The sequence below is a fragment of the Micromonospora sp. CPCC 206061 genome (assembly GCF_036906915.1).
GTDB lineage: Bacteria > Actinomycetota > Actinomycetes > Mycobacteriales > Micromonosporaceae > Phytohabitans.
In genome coordinates this window covers 77722-103823 of the sequence record NZ_JBAKHX010000001.1, presented here as the reverse complement: position 1 = coordinate 103823, position 26102 = coordinate 77722, and the positions used below count along the sequence as shown (strand labels likewise).

The window sequence follows — 26102 nt, the reverse complement described above, 5'->3', positions numbered from 1 at the left end:
GGGCGGTGCCGGCGCCACCTGAGCCGGTACCGTGCCTGCGTGGGAGGCAAACGGGTAGTCGCCGCGTGCGGACTCGTGGTAGCGGTCGGGCTGACCGCCGCGCCCAACGGCCACCGCCCGCCACCACCGGAAACGCGGAAGGAGCCGGTGTACGCCACGGTGACGGTACACGGCCGGGCCGGCTCGTTCGGCGCGATGGCCGGCGAGACGGTCACCCCCTCCGGCCAGGACGTGGCGCGGGTCGAGGTGCCCGGCTGGCATTTCCCGCCCGGCGTGCAGGCCTACCGCACGGCGCTCGCCGCCGACGGCACGCTGCTGATCGCCGGGTTCAGCCATACCGCCGACCTCAGCGCGCCCACCGCCGACCGCACGGTCGTGGGCGCCTACCAGCCGGCGAAGGGCGTGTTCCGCACCATCGGCATCGGCCCGGTGGGGCCGGGGGCGCCCTCGGTGACCGACCTGCTGCCGGTAGAGGGAGGCGTGGCGTTCACCACGCGCCGCGCGGACGACGCCGCGCCCGGAGCCTGGCCAGGATTCGGCGTGCTGTCCAAAGTGGGTGGCCGCTGGCGGGTCGCCCCGACGGCCGGCTCGGTCGACCATGACGACCTGCACGACCTGGCGCGGTTGCCACGCTCCCGCGACATCGTGGTGGCCCGCTACGGGCGAGGTGAATCCAACGGCAGCCTCCTGGCGCTGAGATTGACCGGGCCCGACCGGCAGGGACGCTTCACCATCGCGGTGATGGGGGAGTACCGGTACCCGGTGCTGGACGGCGAGCGGATATCGGTGCGAGCCATACAAGCCGACCCGACCGGCCGCGACGGCGACGAGCGGTTCGCCGTCGGCCTCGACGTGTACCGGGGACGGGGCCAGTTTCCGCACACGGTCGTGCAGGAGTTCAGCTACGAGGCCCCCAGCGGGGCGATCCGCCCGATCTCAGCGCCGATCGTGCCCGGCGACCGCAACCCGGAGGACGACGCGTTCTACGCGTCCGGAGCCTTCCTCTACGACCACCTCGGCAACCTGTGGGTGTCCCGAATGGACGGCTTCCAGGGCGGCCGCCTCGCCGTCTACGCTGCCCGAGACGGGCGCCGGCGGCTGGAGCGTGGCGAGTGCCGGCTCCGGCCCGGCTGGGCGCAGCACCGGTACCACACGTCCGGCAACGGCAAGAGCGTGTGGGGACTGACCTGCCGGCCCGACTACGACATCGTGCAGGCCGACGACGTACTCACGATCGAAGACCTGGCCCAGGACCCGCGCACCAAGGCGGTGCTCGCGCTGTCGTTCGGCGGCACGGTGCTCCCGATCCGCGTCGACCGGGCCGGCGACGGTTTGACGTTCCGCACCGGCACCCCGGTCGACCTCGGGCGCAAGCTGCTGCCCACGGTCGTGGGCAACGTCGACGACCACCGGCTGGGCCCGGTCGACGCCGAGGGCCGGATGTGGATGGCGGCCATGCACGCGCGCCCCGGCCAGGCCGGCGTATCACTGGACCAGTGGCTGTACTCGGTGGACGTCGCCGACCTGGTCGCCCCGGCGCCAGTGCGGCTGCCAGACACGCCCGGCCGCTCGGTCACGGTCCAGGCCGAACGCACCCGCACCACGGGCACCGACACTCGGCCGGGCCGGTGGGCCAAGCTGGAGGTCGACGCGCGGACGTATGTGCACACCTGCCTGGACTGGCCGACGCCCACGACGTGCGGATACGACGGAGTGGCCGGCAATGGCTTTGTACTCGGCGACGACTCGGGGTACGGCGTGCTCGATGGCTCGGTCGAGTACGCGGTGGACGTGCCGGTGGCCGGCCAGTACCAGGTCAGCTACCGGGTCGCCACGTTCGCGGTCACGAAGGACGCGCGGATCGAGTTCTCAGCCGGCGGCCGGCGGCACGTCGACCCGGTGAGCACGGGCGGCACGTGGCGCACGGTCCGCGCGGCCGACCCGGTGACACTCCCGGCCGGCCGCCAGACCATCACCCTCTCCGTCCCCAAGGGCGGAGGCGGCTGGTACCTGAACTGGCTCACCCTCCAACGCCTCTGACTCTCACTGCCGTCGATCAACGGGGAGAGCGGCGGGCCGGGAGGGCAGCAGGTCATGGCGGGGAGAGGTGGCAGCGCCGTGGCGGCGTGGTCGGCGGACGTCTCCAAACCCGGCCAGCCGCCCCGCCGATCAAGGAGATCTGCATGGATCAAGGGCAAATGCACGTGGAAAAGAGATCCAATCACGTGCATTTGCCCTTGATCGGCGGGGAGAGGGTGGGCCCGGGCCCAGGCCCGGCGCGGGCGCGGCGCAGGGCGGGCCCGGGTGGGGCCGGGGGGGTTAGGTGAAGGGTTTTTGGGTGCGGTAGTAGTGGGAGGCTGCTGGGTGGAGGGGGACGGGGAAGGTGGCGGGGGCTTGGCGGCGGTCCAGGCGGCGGGCCTCGGCGTGGGCGGCTACCAGGTCGGCTTTCGCGTCGAAGAGCAGCTTCGTGAGCCGGTACGCGGTGTCGTCGGGGAGATCAGGGCGGACAAAGAGGACGTTGGCCACGCCCAGGGTCTCCACCTCGGTCCGCACGCCGTACGTCCTGGCCGGGATCGTGCGGGCCTGATACTGCTCGCCGTGCTGGGACTGGATGTCGGCGATCTCGGTGCGCAGGCTGAGCAGCCGGATCGGGTGTCGCTCCGACAGTTGCTGGATCGCCGGCACCGGGAGCCCGCCGGTCACCGCGAACGCGTCGATTCTGCCGGTGCGCAGCGCCTCCGCGGAGTCGGCGGGGGAGAGTTGGACGGTCTTCACCTCGGGGCCCAGCACGCGTGCCGCGACCACCGCGTTGCCCGAGCCAGCGGGGCCGGTCGACACGGTCCGGCCGGCCAGGTCGGTGATCCGGACGATGTCGCTGTCGGCGGGTACCACGATCTGCAGGTAGTCGTCGTAAAGGCGGGCCAGCGCCACGAATGGCCGTGCGGCGCGGAACGGCTGGTCGCCGTGGGCGGCCATGGTAACGGTGTCTACGGTGGCGAACCCGGCGTCGGCACCGCCCTCGGCGACCAGGCGCAGGTTGTCGAGCGAGCCGCCGGTCGTCACCACCCGTGTGCCTCGGGCGGCACCGGCGAGTGCCTGCCCGAGCGCGTGGTAGACGTCGCCGGGGGCGCCGGCCGCGATGGTCAGCCCGTCGAAAGACGCGTCCGGTGCCGCGTCACAGGCGCTGGGCGTACCAAGGAATAGCAGGACCGCGACGAACGCTGACACCGCCCTCATGACGCTGCCCTCAGACGGACGCGCGCGTGCAGGCCGTGCGGTTCGGCCGGCAGGAGGTCGAGCCTGCCGCCGGATGCGGCGATGAGCGCGTCCGCGACCGTGACCCCCAGGCCGGAGCCTTCGACGTTCTGGTGCGCGGAGCGGCGCCAGAACGGTTGCGCGGCCCTGGCCAGGTCGTCCGGCGGCATGCCAGGCCCGGTATCGACGACGTGGATGTCCACATCGGATCCGGACGGTTCGACCGTCACGGTGACCGTCGCCCCGGCTCCAGCGAACTTGACCGCGTTGCTGAGCAAGGCGTCGAGCGCCTGGTCGATGGCCTCCGGCGCGGCGCGAGCGGGTGCCCGGTCGGCGCCGGCGCGAGACAGTGTGACGCCGGCCAGTTCGGCGGCCTGGCGCCAGACGGCGACCCGTTCGTCGGCGACGGTGGCGGCGTCGACGTCGACGACCTCGTCGGCGGTGGCCTCGGCGCGGGCGTAGGCGAGCAGCGCGTCACACATCCGTCCCATGTGGACGATCTCCTCGGCGACCATCCGGTAGTCGTCGGCGCCGTCGTCGCGCACCGCCGGCCCGAGGTTGTCCAGCGACAACCGCATGGTCGCGAGCGGGGTGCGCAGCTGGTGGCTGGCGTACGAGACGAAGCTGCGCTGGCGCTCGACGAGCGTGGCGATCCGTTCGGCCATGGTGTTGAACGACGCGGTGAGCTGGCGCAGTTCCGGCGGTCCGGACCCGGCGGGCACCCGGTCACCGAAGCGGCCCTCGGTCCAGGCGAGCGCGGCGTCGTCGAGGTCGCGCACGGGTCGCAGCATCCAGCGGGTCAGCGGCACGGCGGCGACCGCGCCGACCACCAGCACGAGCAGGCTGAGGCCGAGCAGCAGCGCCCAGTTGCGCAGCGTGAGAGCGTGCAGAGCGTCCGATGGGGACACTGTCACCGCGACGCCGATGATGTCACCGCCCCGGCCGATGGGCTCGGCGACGACGAGCGGTTCGTCGCTCCACGGCCACAGTCCGCCGCCGAAGCCGGCTCGCTCGCCAGACAGCGCCGCCTCGACGCGAGCCCGCACCGGCTCGGCGGCCACGTCGAGGTCGTCGCGCGAGGTGAGGACGAGCCGGCCGTCGCGCCCGGTCACGGCGGCGGCGATGCCGAACATCTCGTCGTACTGGCGCAGCTCGGCTTCGAGGGTCTGGACGTAGCCGGTGCGCAGCGCTGGTTCGGCGAGGGAGGCGAACCGTGCGGTGTCGTTCAGGCGGTCGATGAACATCTCCTGCGCGTTGCGGGAGGCGACCGCGACGCCGAGCGGCACGCTCAGGCCCGCGAGCACGGCGGCGAGCAGGCTCAGATACGTGATGAGGAGTCGGCGCTGCACGGCGGGTCTCCGGGGCTGCTATGGGCGGGCTGGGCCGGGCACGATCCGGTATCCGACGCCGCGGATCGTCTCGATCTGCGCGCTCTCGCCGATCTTTCCGCGCAGCGTCGCCATGTGTACGTCCAATGTGCGCGACGTTCCCCGCCACGACGTGTGCCACACCTCGGTGAGCAGGCGCTCGCGGCGCACCGCCGCGCCCGGCTCGGTCACCAGAAGCGTCAGCAAATGGAACTCCTTGCGGGTCAGTGTCACCGGCTCGCCGCCCACGCGCGCCTCGTGCCGGTCGAGGTCGACGCGCAGCCCGCCGACCTCGCGCACGCCCGCCGGGCGGGGGCGGGCGCGGCGCAGCACGGCCTCGATCCGCGCCTGCAACTCGGCGAAGCCGAACGGCTTGACCACGTAGTCGTCGGCGCCGCCGCGCAGCCCGGCCACCCGGTCGCGCTCCTCGCCGCGCGCGGTCAGCATGATGATGGCGACCTCGCCCTGGGCGCGCAGCTGCCGGCACACGTCCATGCCGTCGCCGTCGGGCAGGCCGACGTCGAGCAGCACCAGGTCGCCCGGAGGCGCCGCGAGCGCGGCCGCCGCGGTGGGCGCATGGTCCACTTCGTACCCGCTGCGACGCAGCGCGGCGGTCAGCGCCCGCGCGAACCGGGCGTCGTCTTCGACGAGCAGCACCCGCATGCACGCCATCGTCGTACAGGTGGGTGGGCTGGCGCGAGGGCGCGGAAGCCTAAGTGTTGGTCAAATCTATCTGAGCTCTTTGCGCATCTGCTGGGTCACCAGGGCGTAGCCGGACGTCTCGTAGAGGTGGATCGCGGGCGCGTTGCCGCCGAACACGTTCAGCTCCAGGGCTTTGCTGCCGTGCGAGCGTGCCGCCTCCTCGACCGCCGCGAGCAGCGCCCGCCCGTATCCGGCGCCGCGGTGCTCCTCGTCGACCTCGATGTCGTACAGGAAGGCACAGCCCGGGTTGCCGCGCGGGTGGTTGAGCCCGATCCAGGCGACGCCGACGGCGGTGCCGTCCGGCAGCACCCCCTTGAGCAGCAGCATGCCCTCGGTGGCCAGGCCGTTGGGCAGCAGCACGGCGTTGCCCTGACGAGCCAAGGTGATCGCGTCGTCCGTAGCCCAGTTACCTGCGGCGACCTGCGACTCCGCGAATGACCGCGCGAGCCTCTCGATCCACTCGTCGTACTCGGCCTGCGTCATCGGGCGTACGGACAGCTCCACCATGGGCACGATCGTGGCACACCGCCGCCTCGGGCGATCAGGGGCGTCGCGGCGACGTAGACCCAGGCGCGGTTTCACCCGGCGGGGTAGGCGCGGGTCTCGGTGGCCTTGACGGCTGCCCACACGGTCTGGCCGGGGACCAGGTGCAGGTGGGCGGCGGCGGCCGGGGTGATGTCGGCGGCGACGCCGATCGGGCCGTCGAGCTGTACGCGCAGGTTGTCGCCGTGGCGCTGGATGCCGGCGATGGTGGCGGGCCAGGTGTTGCGCGGGCTGCCGTCGGGTTGGTGCGGGTGCAGCGCGACGGCTGAGGGCGGGAACGCGACGAACGCGTCGCCGTCGAGGCGGTCGGTGGCGGTGAGCGTGAACCCGTCACGGAGCTTGACGGTGTGGCCGGTGGCGTGGCCGCGGTAGAGGTTGAGGCCGACCAGGCGGGCGACGTAGTCGGTGCGGGGCCGGGCGGTGATGGTTGCCGCGTCGCCTTCCTGGACCACGCGGCCGTCTTCGACGATGACGAGCCGGTCGGCGAGGACGAGCGCGTCGAGCGGGTCGTGGGTGACCAGCAGCGTGGCGCCGGGGTGGTCGGCGAGGTGGCGGTGCAGTTCGGTGCGGGTGTCGAGGCGGGTGCGGGCGTCGAGGGCGGCCAGGGGCTCGTCGAGCAGCAGCAGCGCGGGCTCGACCGCCAGGGCACGGGCGAGGGCGACGCGCTGGGCCTGGCCGCCGGACAGCTGACGGGGCTTGCGGCCGCTGTACCCGGAAAGGCCCACCCGGTCGAGCCAGGCGGCGGCCCGCTCGCGGGCGGCCCGGCGACCGACGCCGTGCCTGCGGGGTCCGAACGCGACGTTGTCGAGCGCGCTCAGGTGGGGGAAGAGCAGGTAGTCCTGGAAGACGACGCCGATCGGCCGCCGCTCCGGTGGCGTCCGGTCCAGGGATTGCCCGTCGAGGGCGATGTGGCCGGCGGACAGTGGTTGGAGACCGGCGAGGGCGCGCAGGGCGGTGGTCTTGCCGGCGCCGTTGGGGCCGAGCAGCGCGACGACCTCGCCGGCGTCGATGGTCAGCTCGACGTCGAGGTGGAAGCCACCACGGTCGACGGTCAGGTGCGCGTCGAGGCTCATGGGCTCGTGATCCACTTGTCGCGCAGGGCGGCCAGGATGGTCACCGAGACGGCGAGCAGGATGAGGCTGAGCACGATCGCGGACTGCAGGTCGGTTTCGAGGGCCAGATAGACGGCCAGTGGCATGGTCTGGGTGCGCCCGGGGAAGTTGCCGGCGAAGGTGATGGTGGCGCCGAACTCGCCCAGCGCGCGGGCCCAGCACAGCACGGCGCCGGCGGCGACGCCGGGCGCGACAAGGGGCAGGGTGACGTGGGTGAACGTCGTCCAGCGGCCGGCACCGAGCGTGGCGGCGGCCTCTTCGTAGCGGGTGTCAGCGCCGCGCAGCGCGCCCTCGACGGCGATGACCAGGAACGGCATGGCCACGAACGCCTCGGCGAGCACCACGCCGGTGGTGGTGAACGGCAGCGTGACGCCGAACGTCGAGTCGAGCCACTCGCCGACCAGGCCACGGCGGCCGAAGACCAGCAGCAGGGCCACGCCCCCGACCACCGGCGGCAGCACGAGCGGCACGGTGACGAGGGCGCGGACCAGCCGGCGGCCGGGGAACTCGACGCGGGCCAGCAGCCATGCCAGGGGTACGCCGAGGATCAGGCACAGCACCGTGGCGAGCGTGGCGGTCAGCAGCGACAGCCGCAGCGCGGTGAGCACGCCCGGCTCGGTCAGCCGCTGCGGCAGCGTGGCCCACGGTGCGCGGATCAGCAGCCCGGCCAGGGGCAGAACGAGAAACAGCAGTCCCAGGCCGGCGGGGATGAGAAGGGGTGCCGGCACCCGGCGCCCGGCACGGGCGGGCACTAGGGCTCCTGGAACCCGGCCGCGGTGAGCACCGCCATGCCCTTGTCCGACTGGACGTACGCCACGAACGCCTGAGCGGCGGTCAGGTTCGGCGCGTCCTTCAGCACCGCGATCGGGTAGTCGTTGACGGCTCCGGCGGACTCGGGAAACTCGACGCCGTCCACATCGGACGCAGCGGCCTTGGCGTCGGTGCGGTACACGAGCGCCGCGTCGACCTCCCCGAGCTTCACTTTGGACAGTGCGGCCTTGACGTCCTGCTCCAGCGTGACCGGGGTCAGCTTCACGTCGGCGGCTTCGAGTGCCTTCTTCGCCGCGGCACCGCACGGCACCTGCTCCGCGCACAGCGCCACCTTGATCCCCGGCTTGGTCAGGTCGGCGAGGCCGGTAACCCCGCTGGGGTTTGCCTCGGGGACGGCGATGACGAGCTGGTTCTCCACGAACGTCTCGGGCGTGCCGTCGGTGGTGACCGCCTTCATGTTTGCCGGGGAGGCCGAGGCGAACACGTGCGCCGGGGCACCCTGGTTGATCTGCGTGGCCAGCGCGGAACTGCCGGCGAAGTTGAACCTCACTGTCAGGCCCGGGTTGGCCGCCTCGAAGTCCTTGCCGATCGTGGTGAACGGCTCGGTCAACGACGCCGCCGCGAACACGGTCACCGCGCCCGTGCCGGTGGCGCCCGCGTCGTCACCACAGCCGGAGGCCCCCAGCATGGCTACGGCGAGGAGCGCCGCGATGGCTCTTGCTCTCACGATGCGCCCCTCACGCGATGGGGGGCCGCCGACCGCTCCACCACCACCGTCGTCGACTTGATCACCGCTACGGCCACCGACCCGACCTGGAGGTCGAGCTCGTCGACCGCCTCCCGGCTCATCAGGGACACCAGCCGGAACGGGCCGGCCTGGATGTCGACCTGCGCCATCACCGTGTCTTTCACGACCGCGGTCACGATGCCCCGCAACCTGTTGCGTGCCGACGAGGCGTCCGACCGGTCTTCCGGCTCGGCGCCCTGCGAGCGGACGAACCCGGCGAGGTCGACGCCGTCGATCACCCGGTGGCCGAGCTCGTCGCGCGTCGCGGTGAGCCGGCCGGCGTCGACCCAGCGGCGCACCGTGTCGGCGCTGACCCCGAGCAGCTCGGCGGCCTCCCCGATCCGAAACAGCGTCACAGCCCGAGCGTAGCTTCTCGCACCTGCGATGGGAAACCTGGTGGGCAGCTCGCATCATCTGCCGCGTGACGGTGTCGTGGGTCGCATCTGCCCAGAGGCTTCGCTGGGCACGGCGGTCGTGAAGCCCGGCGCCGAGGCCGTCGACGGCGCGCTACCGCCCGAGTAACGCGGCCGCCCGGACGGCGGCTCGGCGCACTACCGGGCCAGCAGGGTGCGCAGCGCCTTGACCACCTCCGCGGGCGCCTCTTCGGCCATGAAGTGCCCCGCCGACGTGATGATGTGGTCGAGGTCCGGCGCCCAGGCGCGCCACACGGCGGCCGCGTCGTACCCGAGCGCCGCACCCCAGTCCTGCTGGACGACCGTCACCGGCATCGCGAGCGTGCGCCCGGCCTCGCGGTCCGCGCGGTCGTGTGCGGCGTCGATCCCGGCGGAGGCGCGGTAGTCGGCCACAATGGACGGTACGGCTTCGCGGGACGCCCGCAGGTACTCGGCTCGCACGTTCGCCGGGATCGCGGCCGGGTCGCGGGTCCAGGCGTCGAGGAAGTGCCCGAAGAAGTCGTCCGCGCTGGCGGCGATCATCCGCTCGGGGAGGCCCGGCGGCTGGGCCATCAGATACAGGTGGAAGGCGACCGCCGCGCTCGCGCCGCGCAGCACGTCCCACATGTCGAGAGTGGGCAGCACGTCCAGCGCGGCCAGGTGGGTCACGGCGTCCGGGTGGTCGAGGCCGGCACGGATCGCGACGAGCGCGCCCCGATCGTGGCCCGCGAGAGCGAACCGCTCGTGGCCGAGCGCCCGGGCCATACCGACGATGTCGGCGGCCATCGTCCGCTTGTCGTACGGCCCCTCGACCGGCTTGTCGCTGGCGCCGTAACCGCGCAGGTCGGCGCAGATCACGGTGTGGTCGGCGGCCAGGTCGGCGGCGACGTGCCGCCACATGAGGTGGGTCTGCGGGAAGCCGTGCAGCAGCACGACCGGCCTGCCCGCGCCGCTGACGGCGACGTTCAGCGCCACGCCCGTGTCCACGGCCACGCGCTCGTACTCGAATCCGGGGATGTTCATGCGACGAAGGCTGCCGTCCGCGGATGAGCAACCAATGAGCGCGCTACCTTGATCGGGTGTTCGGGGTGTTGGGGCCGGTCGTCGCCTGGGACGAGCGTGGGGCGCCGATCGACCTCAAGGGGCCGCGGCACCGGGCAGTCCTGGCGCGCCTGCTCGTCGCGCGCGGCCGGGTCGTGCCGGTCAGCCGCCTCGTCGACGACCTGTGGGACGAGCCGCCGCCGGGCGCTGTGAGCGCGCTGCGCACGTTCGTGGCGGCCCTGCGGCGGGCGCTGGAGCCCGACCGGCCACCCCGCATGCCCCCCACCGTGCTGGTCACGGAAGGGCCCGGATACGCGATCAGAGGCCGGACGGACGCCGAGCGGTTTGAGCGGGCGGTCAGCGGCACGCCGCCGCTCGACCGGCTCGACGAGGCGCTCGGCTGGTGGCGTGGGCCCGCGTACGCAGACGTCGCCGATGAGCCGTGGGCACGGGCGGAGCGTGTACGGCTGGAGGAGCTGAGGCTGGGCGCGGTCGAGCGGCGCGCCGACACGCTGCTGTCGCTCGGTCGGGCCGCGGACGCGGTACCCGATCTGGATGCGCACGCGACCGAGCATCCGTGGCGCGAGGAGGCCTGGCGGCTGCTGGCCCTGGCCCTGTATCTGACCGACCGCCAGGGCGACGCGCTGGCGGTGTTACGCCGCGCGCGCGGGCTGCTCCGCGACCACCTGGGCGTCGATCCGGGCCCAGGGCTGCGCCGGCTGGAGACCGACATCCTGCGCCAGGCCGACGCCGGCGCGGCCGACCGGGTGTGGGCGGAGGCCGCGGCGGCGTACGAGCGGGCGGTGGCGCCCGCGGACCGGCTGGAGACGACCGTCGACCTGCTGCGCGGCCTCGCGGTGGCCGGCGGCGGAGGGCTGGTGGCGGCGCGCGAGCAGCGCTACGCGACCATCGCGGCGGCCGAGCGCTCCGGCGACCCGGAGCTGACCGCGCGGGTGATCGGCGGGTACGACGTGCCGGCGATCTGGACCCGCGCCGACGACCCCGAGCAGGCGGCACGGGTCGTGGCGGCCGCCGAGCGGGCGCTCGCCGCCGGCGTTCACGACGCCGCACGCGCGCGGCTACTCGCCACGATCGCGCTGGAGTCCCGGGGCACCCGCGCGCCGCGCGGCCCCGAGGCGGCCCGCGAAGCCGAACGGATCGCGCGCCGGCTCGGCGACCCGGCGCTGGTCGCGTTCGCGCTCAACGGGCTCTTCATGCAGTCGTGCCACCGGGCCGGCCTCGCACCCACCCGCGACGCGATCGGCAGCGAGCTCATCGCACTGTCCACAAAGCATGGACTGCCGACGTGCGAGATCCTCGGCCACCTCGTCCGCCTCCAGGCGCGTAGCGCACTCGCCGACTTCGCGGGCGCCGACGGGCACGCCGACGCCGCCGACGAGCTCGCCGCGCGGCACGAGCGCCCGCTGGCCGGCGTCTTCACGACCTGGTACCGCGCGCTGCGGCTGGCCGCGACCGGCGCGCCGCTGCCGGCCGCCGAGGCGGCCTACCGCGACGCGGCGGCCACGCTCGACGGCGCAGGCATGCCGGGCGTCGAGCGCGGCCTGCTGCCGCTCGCGCTGCTGTGCCTGCGCGTGGACCGGGACGAGCCGGCCGCCGCCGATCCGGACGCCGAGTGGGGCCCTTACGCGCCGTGGGCTCTTCCCTGGGTACTGCTGACGCGCGACCACCCATCGAAGGCCGCCGCCGCTCTGCGCCGCATCCCCGAACCGCCGCACGACCTGCTCTTCGAGGCCCTGTGGTGCCTGACCGGCCGCGCCGCCCTCGCGCTCGGCGACCGGAAGCTGGCCGCCCGCGCCCGCGCCGCGCTGGCACCCGCCGCGGCCGAGCTGGCGGGCGCCGGCAGCGGCATGCTCACCCTCGGCCCGGTGGCCCGCCACCTCGCCGCCCTGACGCCCTGACGGGCTCGTCAAGCACGCGCGTCCCGTTCCCCGACCCGGCTGCTGCGCTTGAACCGGCGCGGCGATCGGGCCGCGTGAACAGATGGGCGCGCCGGGCGGCGCGACCGCTGAAGGCGGCGCCGCCCGGCGCGTGTGTGTCCTCGTCCTCGACAGGTCCGCTGTCCCTCTCGCGGCGCGCAGCCGTCCCTTGGGCGGTTCCGCGGCGGGGCAGACAGCCGTGGTACCCCAGATAGGCCCAGCGGAGTCGTTGCGCCTACCTGGAGCGGATCTTGAGGGCCCGGCCGGCATGTCGCCGGCCGGGCCGTTGATCAGGATTCGCGAAGGCGGCGGCGGTACAGGATGAGGATGATCGCACCCAGGACGATCAAGCCTATTCCTGTGCCCATCAGGATCGGGACCAGGCCGCTGCCGGTTGTCGGCAGGCCTCCGGGCCGGTCCGGCCCGCCCGGCGGACGAACAGTCGGTCCTCCCGGCGGGGTGTCGGTAGGCGCGACCGTCGGGATCACGGTTGGACTGGCCGTGGGCGAGACCGTTGGGCTGGCGGTCGGTTTCACGGTGGGTGAGACGGTCGGGCTGGCGGTCGGTTTCACGGTGGGTGAGACGGTCGGGCTGGCGGTCGGTTTCACGGTGGGTGAGACGGTCGGGCTGGCGGTCGGTTTCACGGTGGGTGAGACGGTCGGGCTGGCGGTCGGTTTCACCGTGGGCCAGACGGTCGGTTTCACTGTGGGCCAGACGGTCGGTTTCATTGTGGGCCAGACGGTCGGGCTGGCCGTGGGGCTCATTGTGGGCGAGACGGTCGGGCTGGCCGTGGGGCTCATTGTGGGCGAGACGGTCGGGCTGGCCGTGGGGCTCACTGTGGGCGAGACGGTCGGGCTGGCCGTGGGGCTCACTGTGGGCGAGACCGTTGGGCTGGCCGTGGGTGAAACGGTCGGGCTGGCCGTGGGACTTACCGTGGGCGAGACCGTTGGGCTGGCCGTGGGACTCACGGTGGGTGAAACCGTTGGGCTGGCCGTGGGACTCACGGTGGGTGAAACCGTTGGGCTGGCCGTGGGCGAGACCGTTGGACTGGCCGTCGGGCTGGCCGTCGGGCTGGCCGTCGGGCTGGCCGTTGGACTGGCCGTTGGGCTCGCCGTGGGCGAATCCGTCGGGCTGGCCGTTGGTGTCGGTGTGACGCACACGGATGAGGTGATGGTGTTGGTGTCGAGGGTGACGGCGGCGGTTTGCGCCAACGCGCGGCCCTGCAGGGTCGCACCCGTGTTCATTGTGATCGACGCCTGCGCCAGGATGTTGCCGACGAAGATGGTGCCGGTGCCGAGCGTGGCCGAGCTACCGACCTTCCAGTACACGTTGCACGGCGAGGCGCCGTTGACGAGGATGACGCTGCTGTTCGACGCGGTGATCAGCGTGGAGTCCATCTGGAAGATGAACACGGCCTGCGGGTCGCCCTGGGCGTCGAGCGTCAACTGCCCGGTCAGCTGCGCGGCCGAAATCCGGTAGACGCCAGGAATGACGGTATTGCCGCCGAGCTCGGCGGGAAGGATGGTGAACGGGGTCCGCCCGGCGGCGTCGTTGTAGGCGGTGGTCAGGTCGCTTTTGGCCTGTAAGGCAACCGCGTCAGCGAGATGGATCGCGCCGCCGACCAGTCCCGGCGGAAAGCCCTCCGCCGTGTTCCCGGGATGAACGCCGAGGCTCTGGGACATGAAGGTGGCGCCGGTGTTGGTGACGGTGGAGCCGGCCAATACGGAGAAGTTCGCGGCTGTGCCCAGACCGACCGGCGCTGGCGCGGCGCGGGCGCCGGCCGGGTTGAAGACGAGCAACGCGGCCGCCACCGCGGCGGCCGCGAGGCCTGCCAGCACCGAGGGGAGCACACCTCGAACGTGATGAGTGGCTATAACAGGCACAGAACAACCCCTCCCGTAAGGTGCACCTACCGCATGTGCCTCACCAGCCGCACCCTGCCCGAACCGCATAGATCGCGCATACCGGTGGTGATAGCAGCATTACGCATCGTAAGCATGTAAGCGGGCCAACCGGATCAACTTGCCGAATTCGGCTGATCCCGCAGCCCGCTCAGGTGTGGTTCGCTGGGGATACGTGACCGAGGCCCGGCCTTGCGCGATCGTTCGCGGAGGTCGCGCTTCCGGGAGGGGGTGGCCGGCCGCGAGAGGGGCGAGCCACGTGGCGACAGGCGGGGGGCGCTCATGTCGCAGCCGCGGCGGCGCCCGAGCGTCGTTCAGGCGGCAGCCATCCTGCTCGGCCGGCTGCGTCGCAGCCCTCGGGTCGGGGGTGCTGAGGTCGCGCCGACACGGCGCTCCACCGGAGCGGGGTGCGCCCCGGCGACGTGCTCGCTGGCCAGTCCAGCGGCGTTGAGCTGCGGCTCGGCGCTTGTCCTGCCGATCATTGCCGGCCTGCGGCGGGCAATGATCGACTGGACAGGGTCTAGCGGTGTAGCGCCCTACGCCGAACCGCCCCGATCGCGGCGGTTCCAACGAGGAGAACGATCCCGACGATGCCGAGCCACAACAGGCCTTCGATGGCGAACCCGACGATCGTCAAGATGAGCCACAGGACCATCAACACAATGAAGAGTATGAGCATGACAACCTCCGCGGCGGCTGTAACGCAAGGATAGCCCTATTGCTGCATGATCCAGATGGGGAGCGGCGACTCGACGGTGCTGATGAGGTTCCAGCCGGCTCGGCGGTAGAACTCGACGTTGCCGGGGTTGCTGGTCTCCAGGATCGCGGGCAGCCCGTCCGCCGCGGCGCGGCGCAGCCCTTCCGCCATGACCATCCGGCCCCAGCCGCGGCCGGCGTGGTCGGGATGCGTGCCGAGCACGCCGAGGTACCAGAACGGCGTGGTGGGCAGCGCGGCATGCAGTGCCTCGTCGTAAGCGTCGACACGGGCCTGCTCGTCCTCAAGCAGCGGCGGCTTCCCGCCTTCCGATGCTCCCGGCGGCTGCCAGATCGCGACGGACGCGCCGCGCTCGATCGTCCAGATGGACTGCTTGTGCACCCGCTTGTCGAAGAGGTGCCAGAAGAAGGCGGCCGCGTACCGCGGGTAGGTGTTTTCGTCCGGGAACAGGTACCGCAGGACCGGGTCCTTGACGAACGCGGCGACCAGCGAGTCGACGACGGTGTCACGATCTGTGACGCTGGCGACGGTGATCTTGGGTGCTGTCACGCCGCCGACGGTACAGGCCAGGTTTTCGTTATTTCCATGCCTGCCACGGGGCCTCCGGTACGGCATCTCGCTAGGGCTGGAGGGGTGAGTTGAACGTATCGCGGTGGGTGGCGGCGGGCGTCGTGGTCCTGACCCTGGCGCCGGCGGCGCCCGCGAGCGCCGCCAACGACGTCACCGGCGCCATCCGCGCGAACCGCGACGTCACGCTCACCGGCGACGCCGTTGTCACGCTGCCCGCCGGCACCACCACGTACACCGGTGCGATCAGTGGCGAGGGCACCCTCACGATCGCGGGCTCGGGCCGGCTCGTGCTCACCAAGGACAGCGACTTCACGCTGCCCAAGGCGCGCCAGCGGCAGCGGGTCGTCACTGGCCGGAGCGGGGACAGCTACGCGGTCACCACGATCAGCGACCCCGACCCGCCAGCGGTCGTCGTCAAGCGCGGCGCCAAGCTCCAATATGGACCAGGGACCGGTGCGGCCGGTGTGATCGGCCACTACCCGTACAGCACGCCAGGGTTTCAGCTCAACGGCCTCAACATCCGGGTCGACGGTACCCTCGACATCGCCGCCCACCGCAAGGTGAACCTGGGCATCCTCAGCGGGTCGGGCTTCGTCATCCAGCGCAGGTTCACCTGGGACGGCCTCACGCTGGCGGGTGCGCAGCCGTTCGCGGGCGTCATCTACAACGGCACGGGCGTCGACCTTGGCTCGCCGTACTACACGCTGCGGCTGCCCAGCGTCCGCAAGATCGTCAACCAGGGCTCGGCCATCGTTGGCTCGCCCACCGGCCACCGGCATGTGATCACCCAGGACTTCTACTCTCGCCAGTACGGCAACGACATCAACTTCAACTTCCCGCTCTCCAAGCGCGCGCTGGTGGTGATGAGCGGCGTCTACAGCTGGGCCGACACTGGGCCGGACAGTGACCCGTCGCTAAGTGACCCCTCACTCAATTACGAGACCGTGCCGCACAACGACAACAAGCGTGGCGTCAACATCGAAGGCTCGAACGTGCAGTGGGGCGACGGCACGCACAACCGCTTCTTCCTGCCCGGCAACAGCAAGACCGTATACATCAACCTGCACACCCACCGCGGTGTGCGCGGGCGGTTGACGTTCGACTACAACGGACCGGTGACGCTCGGCGCGCCCATCTCCGGCGGCCGCTACCACGACACGCTGAAGGAGCCCGGCGGCGGCGATGTGGTCATCGCGGGTACGAAGGGCAACGCGGTGACGTTCGCGGCGCCGCAGAACTACGACGGCAGCACCACGATCGGCAAGGGCGCGTCGCTGCGGCTGGGCACGGGTAAGGCCGGCGGTGACGGAAGCCTGCTCATCTCTTCGCGGTACAAGGTCGTCAACGACGGCGCCCTCGTTGTCCAGAACACCCGCACCGCCGTCTCACTGTCCCGGATCAGCGGCAGCGGATCGCTCACCCAGGCGGGCGTCGCCACCACGACGCTGACCGGCCAGACCACGTACACCGGCGCCACCACCGTTGCCAGCGGCACCCTCGTGCTGGCCGCCGGCACGCTCGCGGCGAGCCGGGGCGTCGAGCTCACCAGGAGCGGTGCCACCCTCGACCTGTCGCGCGCCGGCGCCCAGACCGTCCAGGATCTCGCGGGCGTGGCCGGCAGCACCGTGCGCGTCGGCAAGGCGCTGACCGCCGGCTCGGCCCGCTCCACCGCGTACGGCGGCGCGGTCACCGGCGGCGGGAGCGTGACCAAGGCCGGCACCGGCACGCTCACCTTGACCGGCGCGAGCGCGACCGGCGGCGTGTGGACGGTCCGCGCCGGCACGCTGCGGCTCGGCGATCCGAAGGCCGTGGTCAAGGCACCGGTGCGCGTCGAGCGCGGTGCCACGCTCGCCGGCTGCGGCACCGTCGGCCAGCTGACCAGCGCGGCGACGGTCGCCGCTGGCTGCGACGACGGCACGCCGCTGGCCGTCGACGGCGATTACGCCCAGTCAGCGAGCGGTGTGCTGGCGGGGCAGCTGCGGGTGCGCGGCAAGGTCGTCCTGGCGGGCGCTTTCACCCCGCCGGCCGGCGCCCGCGAGGCGGTCACGGTCGTCGACAACACGGGCGAGGAGCCGGTCGACGGTGCGTTCGACGGCCTCGCCGAAGGCGCGATGGTCCACGTGGGTGGCGCTGCGATGACGCTGACGTACCGCGGCGGCGACGGCAACGACGTCGTGCTCACCGCACCGCAGGGCGTCTCCCGCGAAGCGGCGGCGCTCGAGTCGGGTGGCGCCGTGACGCTGATCGGTGTACTACTCCTCGGGCTCGGCCTCGCGCTGGTGGCCGCGGCGGCCGTCCTGCTCTTCCTCCGCCGCCGCGCGACAAGGCCCACGGGTTGACCTCACTACTACGTTCTGCGTTGCTACGCGCAACGTAGTAGTGGAGGGTCGATGTCTGGACTGTCGGAGGGGCTGCGCCGGCTGGCGGTCGGCTGATGCCCACGACCCGGAGCAGGCTCGTGCGCGCGGTCCTCGCCCTGTACCCGGTTACTCGTTGAGGCAAACCGTGCGGATGGTGACGGCGCTGCCGTTGGTGGACCATTCGTTGCCGTTGTCGTCGGTGACCGACACCTTGAAGTCGCCCTGGCCGTGATAGCTGGCCGCCTGGCCACGCTTGACGCTGCCGCCGGTGATCTCGCCGTCGTCGTAGGGCGTCGTCGAGCTGCCGGAGCGCTGGCCGAGGTTGCTGAGCAGGCCGGCGTCGCACTTGTACATGCCGAGCGGGTAGAAGGTGTATCCCGTCTTCCTGGCCGCGTCCATGCGGTAGTCGTAGTTGAAGGTCACCTGGGAGTTGGTCTTCCAGATGCAGGCGCGGATCTCGAAGGCCGGAGTCGTGCCTCCCGATCCCGCGACCCGGGTGAGGGTGATCTTCCGGTACGACGTGCACTTCATGGTCGAAGCCTTGGTGTCCTCCCCGCTGGCCGGCGCGGAGGTCTGCGTGGAGGTGCCGCCGCCCGTGGAGCCGCCCCCGGTGCTGGAGCCGCCTCCGGTGGACGCGCTGGCGGTGGTCCTGGGCTTCGCGGTGCCGCTGGCCGCCGCAGACGGGGCCCCGCCGCTGCCGTTCGCGCCAGGAACCGGGGAGCCGGACACCACACCGCCGGCACCGGCCCACTGGCCGCCGCCCGGCCCGCTCCCGATGCGGGAGCCGTCGTCGTCGCCTCCGTCGCCGATTCCGATGACCTTGGCGGCCACGCCGCCCAGCGCCAACACCAGGACGACCGCCGCCGCGACCAGGACCGGGGCACTGGTCATCAGGCGCCGGCGCGCACCCTGGGAAGGCGCGGCGGGGGCGGCTGCCGCGTCCGGCGATCCCGCAGCCACGGCGGTAGGGCCCGGTTGTGGCACCGCCGCCGGTGTCAGGACCCCGGTGGGCTCTTCGGAGGGGCCGGGGGCAGCGGGTGGCATCGCGCGTACCGCGTCGGCGGCGGTCAGCGCACCCTCCGCCACCACCAGTTCGGGCTGCTCGAACACCGTCGGCGGGACGCCGAACGCCCGGTGCAGCAGCGTCGCCACCAGCGGTATCCGGCTCGAACCGCCGACCAGGAGCACCCCGCCGAGCTGGCCGGCCGTCAGGCCCGCGTCGAGCATGGTGGCGCGCGCCGACGTCACAGTGCGTTCCAGTACCGGCATCGCGAGGCGGTCCAGCTGCTCGCGCCCGATCGGCGCGTCGACCTCGATGCCCGGCACGTGCACCACCGCCGAGCTGGCGCGTGACAGCGACTCCTTGGCGAGGCGGACCTCGTCCCACAGCTGGCGGCGGGCACGCTGGTCGGCGGCGTCGCCCGGTGCCGCGAGGCGTTGCCACAGCCGAGGGTCGCGGTTGGCGTACGTCGCGCCGAGGTTGGCCACCACCGCCGCGTCGACGTCGAGCCCGCCCGCGTCCGGCAGGCCCGCCGAGCCGAGCACGTCGAACCCGTTGGCCGTACGGCGTACCACCGACGCGTCGAACGTTCCCGCGCCGAAGTCGTACACGAGAAGGCAGGAGCCGACAGGGAGCTGGCTCGCTCCGGAGTGGACGAAGCGCGCGGCGGCCGCGAGCGGTTCCGGTACGAGGACGGGGGCGGGCAAGCCGGCTCGGGCCGCGGCGGCGGCCAGTACCGCCTTGCGCCGCGGGCCCCACGCCGCCGGGTACGTCAGCACCACGCGCGAAAGCTCGCCGGTGCGCCGGGCCTGCGCCGCGACGTGGCTCAGGACTGCCCCGATCGCCGCGTCGACGGGGACGCTGTGGCCGCCGAGCAGGATCACGCCGTCGTCGACGCAGCGCTTCGGGTGCGGCTCGGCCGCGCCCGGGTACATGTGGGCGGCGGCGAGCGCGTCCTTGCCCACCAGCAGGCGGCCAGACGGCTCCAGGCAGACAGCGGACGGCAGCACGGGCGATCCGTCGTGCAGCACGGAACGGATCCGGCCGTCGGACCCCCGCAGCACCGCGGCCGTATTCGACGTGCCGAAGTCCACCGCGAGCTCGAAGCCTGACGACATTTGGGGGAGTCTAGCGTCGATGGTGCACCACGGTCGGCCGGGCCGGATGCCCTGTGCCGCAAGGAAAAGCGGTGCGCAGTCGCGTCATTCCGGGTTGTAGTCGGTGATCGCCGCCTCCCACGTGTCCATGGCGCGCTCCACGCGCCAGCGCGGCCCGGACGGCAGCCACTGCGAGACGCGCTTGACGCCGGCCGCGCGCAGGCGTTCGAACACCTTCGGGTCCGCGGGGACGCTCATCACCTGTACATCGATGGCCCGATCCGCGCGGGCCCGCAGCTCCGCGACCCGGTCGTAGATTTCGGCGTGGTAGTTGGGAAACCACGCGTCGCCGAAGGCGAGCACGCGGTCGAGCACCGTGGGCCCGGCGCCGCCGACGAGCACCGGCGGGTGCGGACGCTGCGCGGGCTTGGGCCACGACATGATCCGGTCGAAGGAGACGTACTTTCCCGAGTAGCTGGCCTCGTCGTGCGTCCAGATCTCCTTCATGGCCTCGACCCGCTCGCGCAGCACGGCCATGCGCACGCGAGGGTCGGTGCCGTGGTTGCGCATCTCGGTGCGGTTCCAACCGGCGCCCACGCCGAACTCCAGCCGCCCACCGGACAGGTGGTCGACGCTGGCGACCTCCTTTGCGGTGATGATGGGGTCACGCTCGATGACCAGGCAGATGCCGCTGGCCACGCGCAGGTGGTTGGTCGCGGCGGCGGCCGCGGTGAGAGCGACGAAGAGGTCGTAGGTCCGCCAGTACTTGGCCGGCAGCGGCTTGCCGGGCGCCCGATCCGTCTCCGTGGCTGGGATGTGCGTGTGCTCGGCGAAGTAGATGGCGCTGTGGCCGCGCTCCTCGGCCAGCCGGGCGACCTCGCCGGGTCGCATGCCGTCATAGGTGGGGAAGTACCCGACTCCGAACTCCATGCCCCCGTTGTACCCCACCGCGGGCGGCGATCACGAGTCCGCGGCGGCCGCGTCCACGTCGGCGTACAGGTGGAAGAGGTGATCCAGGTTGGTTGCCTCCAGCAGGCGAAGTACCAGCGGGCTCGGACGGGCGATGTGCAGCCATCCGCCGCCGGCCTCCGCCCGCCGGTGCACCGACACCAGCAACCCCAACCCGGTCGAATCGATGAACGTGACCTCGCGCAGGTCGAACACCAGGTGCGGCCGGCGCCCTCTCAGAGAGGTGTTGACCTGCTCCTGAAGCGGGCCGGCGCTCCAGAAGTCGATGACGCCGCGGACCCTGACCAGTACGTGGCCCTCGCGTTCGTCGACGTCCACGGCGAGCCCCAACTCGCCATGCGGGCCACCGGTGGGTTCGCGACGCCGGCCGGGTACAGGAATGTGCTCGTTCATGGCTGCGTCCGTTCAGCGGCTTGTGGTGACCATTCCAGGAGCAGCAGCGTCGCGTCGTCCGTGGGCGGACCGTCTTGATGGGCCACCACGGTGTGCGCGAGGCGGCGCAGCGTCTCGGGGCCGGGCAGGCCGGCGGCGGCGCACCGCTCGGCCAGGTCGACCAGGCGTTCCACGCCGAACCGTTCGCCACTGCGGTCGTACGCCTCGACGACCCCGTCGGTGTAGAGCAGGAGCCGGTCACCGGGTTCGAGGACCTCCTCGCCCACCACGATCCTGCTGTCCTCGATGCCCATGGGCAGCCGGCGCCCGCCGGGCAGCTCCCGCACCGCCTTCGTGCCCCGCATCAGCAGCGGCAGCGGGTGCCCGGCGTTGATGTACCGCAGCATCCCGCTGTCCATGTTGAGCTCGGTCAGCACGCCGGTGACGAACCGCAGGTCGGGAAACTGCTCGGTCAGGGCGACGTCCGCGGCGCGGGCCATGGCGTAGAGGCCGTGGTCGTCGCGCCGGGCGGCCCGTAGGGCGGCCAGCGCCGTAGCGCAGGTGAGGCCGGCCCGCAGGCCATGGCCCATCGCGTCGAGCACCATGGTCCGGGCCGTGGGGCCGTCCACGGCGTAGTCGTACGCGTCGCCGCCGACGTCGTAGCAGGGTTCGAGCACCGCGCTGATCGACAGGCGATGCGAGCTGAACGTCAGGGGCGGCAGCAGTTGCGTGAGCAGTTCGCTGGCCGCCGACATCGCGCGCGTGCGCCGGACCCGCTGCAGAGAGTCGCCGTACGGCATCTTCACCGCCACCAGGTGCCCCAGCAGCCCCACCAGGGACTCGCACCACCGCTGGAACCGGGTGGGATCCGCCGGCGGCGGATCGACGAGCACCTCGGCTACGCCGAGCCGCTCCGCGCCGTCGATCAGCGGCACCCACAGCCGGTACGGGACCGCGTCGCGGTCCGGTACGTGAGTGCGGACCGAGGTGAACGCCCGACCTGCCATCGAGCCGTCGACCGACAGCGGTGACGGGGGCGGCTTTCCCTGCCGGGGCAGCGGCCACAAGCGCTGCTGCTCGTGGTCGACCAGGTACACCGTGACATCCAGGCCAAGCGGCTGGACGGCCTTGTTGATCTCGTCGGGAAGCTCGTCACCCAGCGCGTAGTCCAACCGGGCCAGCAGGTCCACGATCACCGCGTGCCAGGTAGCGCCGGCTTCCACGTCCCACCTCATGACATGGCCACCTCCGATCGCCAGGACCGAAATGCCCGACCCGGTGACCGCCGAAACGCCAAGCCGGGGTTCATGTGGGCGCATCGGGGTAACCGGGGATGGCAGCCTCGCGGGAGGAGACGTGCGATGACCAAGACGGTCTCGGACCTGGTGGTCGAGAGGCTGACGGCGTGGGGCGTCGAGCGGGTGTTCGGGTACTCCGGGGACGGCATCGACGGCGTGATGGGCGCGCTGCGGCGGGCCGGTAAGCCGCATTTCGTGCAGGCACGGCACGAGGAGATGGCCGCGTTCATGGCGGTCGGGCATGCCAAGTACACGGGCGGTGTCGGCGTGTGCCTGTCTACGCAGGGGCCGGGTGCCACGCACCTGCTCACCGGGTTGTACGACGCGAAGCTCGACAGCAAGCCGGTCGTGGCCATCGTCGGGCAGCAGGTGTCCACAGTGCTCGGTAGCGCGTACCAGCAGGAGATCGACCTGGTGCGGCTCTTCGGCGACGTGTGCGCGCAGTTCACGCAGACCGCGTACACGGCGGAGCAGGTGCCGATGCTGCTGGACAAGGCGTTCCGCATCGCGCTCGCGACGCGGAGCCCGACGTGCGTGGTGCTGCCGCACGACGTGCAGACGGCGCCGGCGCCCGACCCGAGTGCCCACACACACGGGGTGGTGATGACCAGTCCCGGCCTGCGGCCGGCGCGGGTGGTGCCGTACGAGGAGGACATCCGGGCGGCGGCCGACGTGCTCGGCGCGGGGGAGCGGGTCGCGATCCTGGTCGGGCAGGGTGCGTACGGCGCCGCGGAGGAGATCGTCGAGTTGGCTGGCCGCCTCGGCGCCGGCGTGGCAGCCTCGCTGCTGGGCAAGCCGGTGCTTCACGAGGGCCTGCCGTTCCACACCGGAGTGATGGGGCACCTGGGCACGACGGCGAGCGCGGAGCTGATGCGCGGTTGCGACACGCTGCTCATCATCGGCAGCAACGACCCGTGGACGGAGTTCTATCCGGCGCCCGGCCAGGCGAGGGCGGTGCAGATCGACATCGACGGGCGGCGGCTCGGCGTGCGGTACCCGATCGAGACGATGCTGCTCGGCGACGCGCGCGAGACACTGCGGGCGCTGCTGGCCGCGGTGGAACCCCGCGACGACCGCGGCTGGCGCGAGCAGGTCGAGTCCTGGGTACGCCGGTGGCACGAGATCGCCGAGGCGCGCGCCGCCCGGCAGGCCGACCCGGTGAACCCGCAGCAGGTGATCCGGTCGCTGTCTGGGCGCCTCCCGGCCGACGCACAGGTGTCCGTCGACGTCGGCTCGGTCACCTACTGGTACGCCCGGCACCTGCGGCTGCCGCGCGGGGTCCCCGCTCACCTGTCCAGCACGCTCGCCTCGATGGGTTCGGCGCTGCCGTACGGGCTGGCCGCCAAGCTGGCCGCGCCGCACCGGCCGCTGGTCGCGCTCGCGGGCGACGGCGCCATGCAGATGAGCGGCCTGGCCGAGCTGATCACCGTGGCCGCGCGCTGGCGCGACTGGGTCGACCCGCGGTTCGTGGTGTGCGTGCTCGACAACGGTGACCTGGCCGAGGTGAGCTGGGAGCAGCGCGAGACCGAGGGCGAGCCCCGTTTCGACACCTCGCAGCGCCTGCCGCGGGTGCCGTACGCCGACTGGGCGGAGTCACTGGGCCTGCGCGGCATCCAGGTCAGCGCGCCCGACGAGGTGGAGCCGGCCTGGAACGCCGCGCTGGCCGCCGACCGGCCGGTGCTGATCGACGCGGTCGTCGATCCAGCCGTGCCGCTGCTGCCGCCGCTGCAGGCGTACGAGAAGATCAAACCCATGTACGCGGGCCTGGCTGCCGAGCGCGGCGCGCTCGCCCGGCGAGCCGAGGAGCACCTGCGAAGTGAACGCGCCGACGAAGGCTACGACGACCCGGACCAGACCTGAGCCGCCGACGCACCGTCAGTCACTCAGGTCCCGGGCGAACTGAAGCGCCGGCTGACCGTCCAAAGTGGTATCGCCAACGACGGTGAAGCCGTTGCGGAGCAGGACGGTGCGCGAGCCTCGATTGTCCACTGTGGCGGCGGCGCGCAGGCGCGTCAGGCCGTAGTCCGCACGGGCCAGGTCGCAGATCCGGCGGACGGCGTCCGTCGCGAGGCCGCGGCCCGCGAAATCGCGGCCGATCCGGTATCCGAGCTCGGCCTCGCCGTTTTCGATGCCGACGAGGTTGACCCGGCCCGCGATGGTGCCGTCCTCGGTGACCAGGACGTGGAAGTGGTCGGTGCCGTCAGCCTGCATCGCCAGCAGCGCGGCGTGTCGCGCGGGGTAGTCGGCGAAGAAGTCGTCGCCACGGTCGGGCACGGACGCCGCGAAGTACTCGCGGTTGAGCGTCTCGAAGGCCAGGATCGCGTCCCGGTGCTCGGCGGTGAGCGGCTGCAGTCGCACTCCGCGACGGTATCGCACAGGCACTCCTTGACATTCAGACATCCACCGTCAACACTTCGACACAATCTCGAAACACCAACACGGGGCGTTGTAGCGGGTGTGTGAACGCTAACATCGGAGGTTGCGATGCGTGCTCGTGTGGGACTGGCGCTGTCGGCGCTGGCGACCGGCTTCGTGGTGATCGTGACGGCCGCCCCGGCACAGGCGGCGACGCTGCCCACCGGGGCGGCGTCGCTGGAGTCCGTGAACTATCCCGGCCGGTACGCCCGGCACCTGAACTCGCTCGGCCAGCTGGAGGCAGTCACCGCCGCCAGCACCGCACAGGTCAAGCTCGACGCCACGTTCACCGTCGTAAACGGGCTGGCGTCGCCGTCCTGCTACTCGTTCCAGACCAAGGGCGGGCTGTTCCTGCGGCACCGGGACTGGCGGCTGCGCGTCGACGCCAACACCGGAGACGCGACTTTCCGCGGCGACGCCACGTTCTGCGCGGTCGACGGCTCCGTCGCCGGGTCGGTCTCGCTGGCCTCGCACAACTACCCGGCCCGGCGAATCCGGCACCGCGACTTCGCGCTGTGGCTGGACACGTACCAGGACACGGCCGTCTTCCGCGCCGACAGCTCGTTTCGGCTCACCGCCCCGTGGGCGCCCAAGACGGCCGTGAACCCGGTGATCCCGGGCCTGTTCGCCGACCCCCACATCGCGAACTTCGGCGGGCGCTACTACCTGTACCCGACGACCGACGGGTACGCGAGCTGGAGCGGCACCTACTACAAGGCGTTCTCCTCCAGCGACCTGGTGAACTGGACCGACCACGGCGTCATCCTCGACCACGGGCCCGACGTGTCCTGGGCGGACAACTCCGCGTGGGCGCCCGCCGTCGCCGCGAAGAACGGCCAGTACTACCTGTACTTCAGCGGCGGCCTAGCCAGCGGCAACACGGCCAAGCAACTAGGCGTCGCGGTGTCGAGCTCGCCGGCCGGGCCGTTCCGCGACGCGCTCGGACGGCCGCTGGTGACCAGCGGGCAGTTCTCCGGCGGCCAGGCCATCGACCCGATGGTCTTCACCGACGACAACGGACAGTCCTATCTGTACTGGGGGCAAGGTGTCGCGCGCGTGGTGCCGTTGAACGCCGACATGATTTCCTTCGACGCCTCCCAGGCGCGCACCATCACGCCATCCGGCTACAACGAGGCGCCGTTCGTGTTCAAGCGCAACGGCACCTACTACCTCATGTGGTCTGAGAACGACACCCGCAGCGAGGACTACCGGGTCGCGTACGCCACCGGCTCCTCACCGTTGGGGCCGTGGACCAACCGCGGCGTCGTGCTACAGAAGCGCCTGGCCGCAGGCATCCGCGGGCCGGGCCACCACTCCGTCGTACGGGCACCCGGCACCGACACCTGGTATGTGGCGTACCACCGGTTCGCCGTACCAGCCGGCAACGGCACCAACCGGGAAACCGCCGTCGACCGGATGCAGTTCAACGCGGACGGCACGATCCAGCCGATCGTGCCCAGCCTCTGAAGTATCGTCCCCGCCCTTTGAAGTGGAGAGT

24 protein-coding genes are annotated in these 26102 nt (G+C 72.1%); 7 read left to right on the top strand and 17 right to left on the bottom strand.

The features are described from left to right. The first annotated feature begins 39 nt into the window (after positions 1 to 39). Positions 40 to 2040 (top strand): hypothetical protein, encoded by a 2001-nt coding sequence (locus tag V6V89_RS00475; protein ID WP_334616816.1) that lies wholly within the window; start codon positions 40 to 42, stop codon positions 2038 to 2040. A 279-nt stretch (positions 2041 to 2319) separates the two neighbouring features. On the opposite strand, the gene V6V89_RS00470 is transcribed toward V6V89_RS00475, so the two are convergent. The 8 genes from V6V89_RS00470 to V6V89_RS00435 form a co-directional block, all read right to left on the bottom strand. After that, positions 2320 to 3237, bottom strand: coding sequence for a TAXI family TRAP transporter solute-binding subunit (locus V6V89_RS00470; protein ID WP_334616815.1), 918 nt, complete (start codon positions 3235 to 3237; stop codon positions 2320 to 2322). Then, positions 3234 to 4604 carry a sensor histidine kinase gene (locus V6V89_RS00465; protein ID WP_334616814.1) on the bottom strand — a complete coding sequence of 457 codons (1371 nt, stop codon included), beginning with the start codon at positions 4602 to 4604 and terminating at the stop codon, positions 3234 to 3236. The genes V6V89_RS00470 and V6V89_RS00465 overlap by 4 nt, the downstream gene beginning before the upstream one ends. 18 nt (positions 4605 to 4622) lie before the next feature. Further along, a complete protein-coding gene (locus tag V6V89_RS00460) occupies positions 4623 to 5285 on the bottom strand; it encodes a response regulator transcription factor (protein ID WP_334616813.1) in 663 nt (220 codons plus the stop codon). Between the two features lie 66 nt (positions 5286 to 5351). Then, complete coding sequence (locus tag V6V89_RS00455) at positions 5352 to 5831, bottom strand: GNAT family N-acetyltransferase (RefSeq protein WP_334616812.1); 480 nt, start codon at positions 5829 to 5831, stop codon at positions 5352 to 5354. Between the two features lie 71 nt (positions 5832 to 5902). Then, positions 5903 to 6940, bottom strand: coding sequence for an ABC transporter ATP-binding protein (locus tag V6V89_RS00450; protein ID WP_334616811.1), 1038 nt, complete (start codon positions 6938 to 6940; stop codon positions 5903 to 5905). Beyond that, the gene (locus V6V89_RS00445; RefSeq protein ID WP_334616810.1) at positions 6937 to 7731 is read right to left on the bottom strand and encodes an ABC transporter permease; all 795 of its coding nucleotides are present in this window, start codon (positions 7729 to 7731) and stop codon (positions 6937 to 6939) included. The genes V6V89_RS00450 and V6V89_RS00445 overlap by 4 nt, the downstream gene beginning before the upstream one ends. After that, the gene (gene modA / locus V6V89_RS00440) at positions 7731 to 8477 is read right to left on the bottom strand and encodes a molybdate ABC transporter substrate-binding protein (RefSeq protein WP_442935048.1); all 747 of its coding nucleotides are present in this window, start codon (positions 8475 to 8477) and stop codon (positions 7731 to 7733) included. Before modA ends, V6V89_RS00445 begins: the two co-directional genes overlap by 1 nt. After that, entirely contained in the window at positions 8474 to 8893 is a 420-nt protein-coding gene (locus tag V6V89_RS00435; protein WP_334616809.1) for a TOBE domain-containing protein, read from the bottom strand. Before V6V89_RS00435 ends, modA begins: the two co-directional genes overlap by 4 nt. Before the next feature lie 28 nt (positions 8894 to 8921). On the opposite strand from V6V89_RS00435, the gene V6V89_RS00430 reads away from it, so the two are divergent. Continuing rightward, positions 8922 to 9059 (top strand): hypothetical protein, encoded by a 138-nt coding sequence (locus V6V89_RS00430; protein WP_334616808.1) that lies wholly within the window; start codon positions 8922 to 8924, stop codon positions 9057 to 9059. A 29-nt stretch (positions 9060 to 9088) separates the two neighbouring features. On the opposite strand, the gene V6V89_RS00425 is transcribed toward V6V89_RS00430, so the two are convergent. After that, positions 9089 to 9952 (bottom strand): alpha/beta fold hydrolase, encoded by an 864-nt coding sequence (locus tag V6V89_RS00425; protein ID WP_334616807.1) that lies wholly within the window; start codon positions 9950 to 9952, stop codon positions 9089 to 9091. A gap of 56 nt (positions 9953 to 10008) precedes the next feature. On the opposite strand from V6V89_RS00425, the gene V6V89_RS00420 reads away from it, so the two are divergent. Beyond that, the gene (locus V6V89_RS00420; protein ID WP_334616806.1) at positions 10009 to 11889 is read left to right on the top strand and encodes a BTAD domain-containing putative transcriptional regulator; all 1881 of its coding nucleotides are present in this window, start codon (positions 10009 to 10011) and stop codon (positions 11887 to 11889) included. Positions 11890 to 12197: 308 nt separating this feature from the next. Here V6V89_RS00420 and V6V89_RS00415 read toward each other — a convergent pair whose 3' ends face one another. Beyond that, positions 12198 to 13589, bottom strand: coding sequence for an ice-binding family protein (locus V6V89_RS00415; protein WP_334617198.1), 1392 nt, complete (start codon positions 13587 to 13589; stop codon positions 12198 to 12200). Between V6V89_RS00415 and V6V89_RS00410 the strand changes: the two genes are divergently transcribed. Next, positions 13588 to 13770, top strand: coding sequence for a hypothetical protein (locus V6V89_RS00410; protein ID WP_334617205.1), 183 nt, complete (start codon positions 13588 to 13590; stop codon positions 13768 to 13770). The two genes, V6V89_RS00415 and V6V89_RS00410, sit on opposite strands and share 2 nt — an antisense overlap. A gap of 352 nt (positions 13771 to 14122) precedes the next feature. On the opposite strand, the gene V6V89_RS00405 is transcribed toward V6V89_RS00410, so the two are convergent. Both V6V89_RS00405 and V6V89_RS00400 read right to left on the bottom strand, forming a co-directional pair. Further along, on the bottom strand, positions 14123 to 14290 hold the full coding sequence (locus V6V89_RS00405) for a hypothetical protein (protein WP_334616805.1): 168 nt from the start codon (positions 14288 to 14290) through the stop codon (positions 14123 to 14125). Between the two features lie 233 nt (positions 14291 to 14523). After that, complete coding sequence (locus tag V6V89_RS00400; RefSeq protein WP_334616804.1) at positions 14524 to 15072, bottom strand: GNAT family N-acetyltransferase; 549 nt, start codon at positions 15070 to 15072, stop codon at positions 14524 to 14526. An 89-nt stretch (positions 15073 to 15161) separates the two neighbouring features. Here V6V89_RS00400 and V6V89_RS00395 point away from each other — a divergent pair, with 89 nt between their 5' ends. Next, positions 15162 to 17432, top strand: a complete 2271-nt coding sequence (locus tag V6V89_RS00395; RefSeq protein WP_334616803.1) for an autotransporter-associated beta strand repeat-containing protein — start codon at positions 15162 to 15164, stop codon at positions 17430 to 17432. A 147-nt stretch (positions 17433 to 17579) separates the two neighbouring features. Here the strand turns inward: V6V89_RS00395 and V6V89_RS00390 are convergent, their stop codons facing one another. The 4 genes from V6V89_RS00390 to V6V89_RS00375 all read right to left on the bottom strand — a co-directional run bounded on the left by V6V89_RS00390 (position 17580) and on the right by V6V89_RS00375 (position 22126). Continuing rightward, positions 17580 to 19571 carry an Hsp70 family protein gene (locus V6V89_RS00390; protein ID WP_334616802.1) on the bottom strand — a complete coding sequence of 664 codons (1992 nt, stop codon included), beginning with the start codon at positions 19569 to 19571 and terminating at the stop codon, positions 17580 to 17582. A gap of 84 nt (positions 19572 to 19655) precedes the next feature. Next, positions 19656 to 20480, bottom strand: coding sequence for a TIGR03619 family F420-dependent LLM class oxidoreductase (locus V6V89_RS00385; protein ID WP_334616801.1), 825 nt, complete (start codon positions 20478 to 20480; stop codon positions 19656 to 19658). Between the two features lie 30 nt (positions 20481 to 20510). Continuing rightward, entirely contained in the window at positions 20511 to 20912 is a 402-nt protein-coding gene (locus V6V89_RS00380; protein WP_334616800.1) for an STAS domain-containing protein, read from the bottom strand. Next, positions 20909 to 22126 carry a PP2C family protein-serine/threonine phosphatase gene (locus V6V89_RS00375; protein ID WP_334616799.1) on the bottom strand — a complete coding sequence of 406 codons (1218 nt, stop codon included), beginning with the start codon at positions 22124 to 22126 and terminating at the stop codon, positions 20909 to 20911. The genes V6V89_RS00380 and V6V89_RS00375 overlap by 4 nt, the downstream gene beginning before the upstream one ends. 126 nt (positions 22127 to 22252) lie before the next feature. Here V6V89_RS00375 and V6V89_RS00370 point away from each other — a divergent pair, with 126 nt between their 5' ends. Beyond that, positions 22253 to 24049, top strand: a complete 1797-nt coding sequence (locus V6V89_RS00370) for a thiamine pyrophosphate-requiring protein (RefSeq protein ID WP_334616798.1) — start codon at positions 22253 to 22255, stop codon at positions 24047 to 24049. Between the two features lie 15 nt (positions 24050 to 24064). On the opposite strand, the gene V6V89_RS00365 is transcribed toward V6V89_RS00370, so the two are convergent. After that, complete coding sequence (locus tag V6V89_RS00365; protein ID WP_334616797.1) at positions 24065 to 24547, bottom strand: GNAT family N-acetyltransferase; 483 nt, start codon at positions 24545 to 24547, stop codon at positions 24065 to 24067. A 126-nt stretch (positions 24548 to 24673) separates the two neighbouring features. On the opposite strand from V6V89_RS00365, the gene V6V89_RS00360 reads away from it, so the two are divergent. After that, positions 24674 to 26071: a family 43 glycosylhydrolase gene (locus tag V6V89_RS00360; RefSeq protein WP_334616796.1), complete on the top strand. Its 1398-nt coding sequence runs from the start codon at positions 24674 to 24676 to the stop codon at positions 26069 to 26071. Positions 26072 to 26102 lie beyond the last annotated feature (31 nt).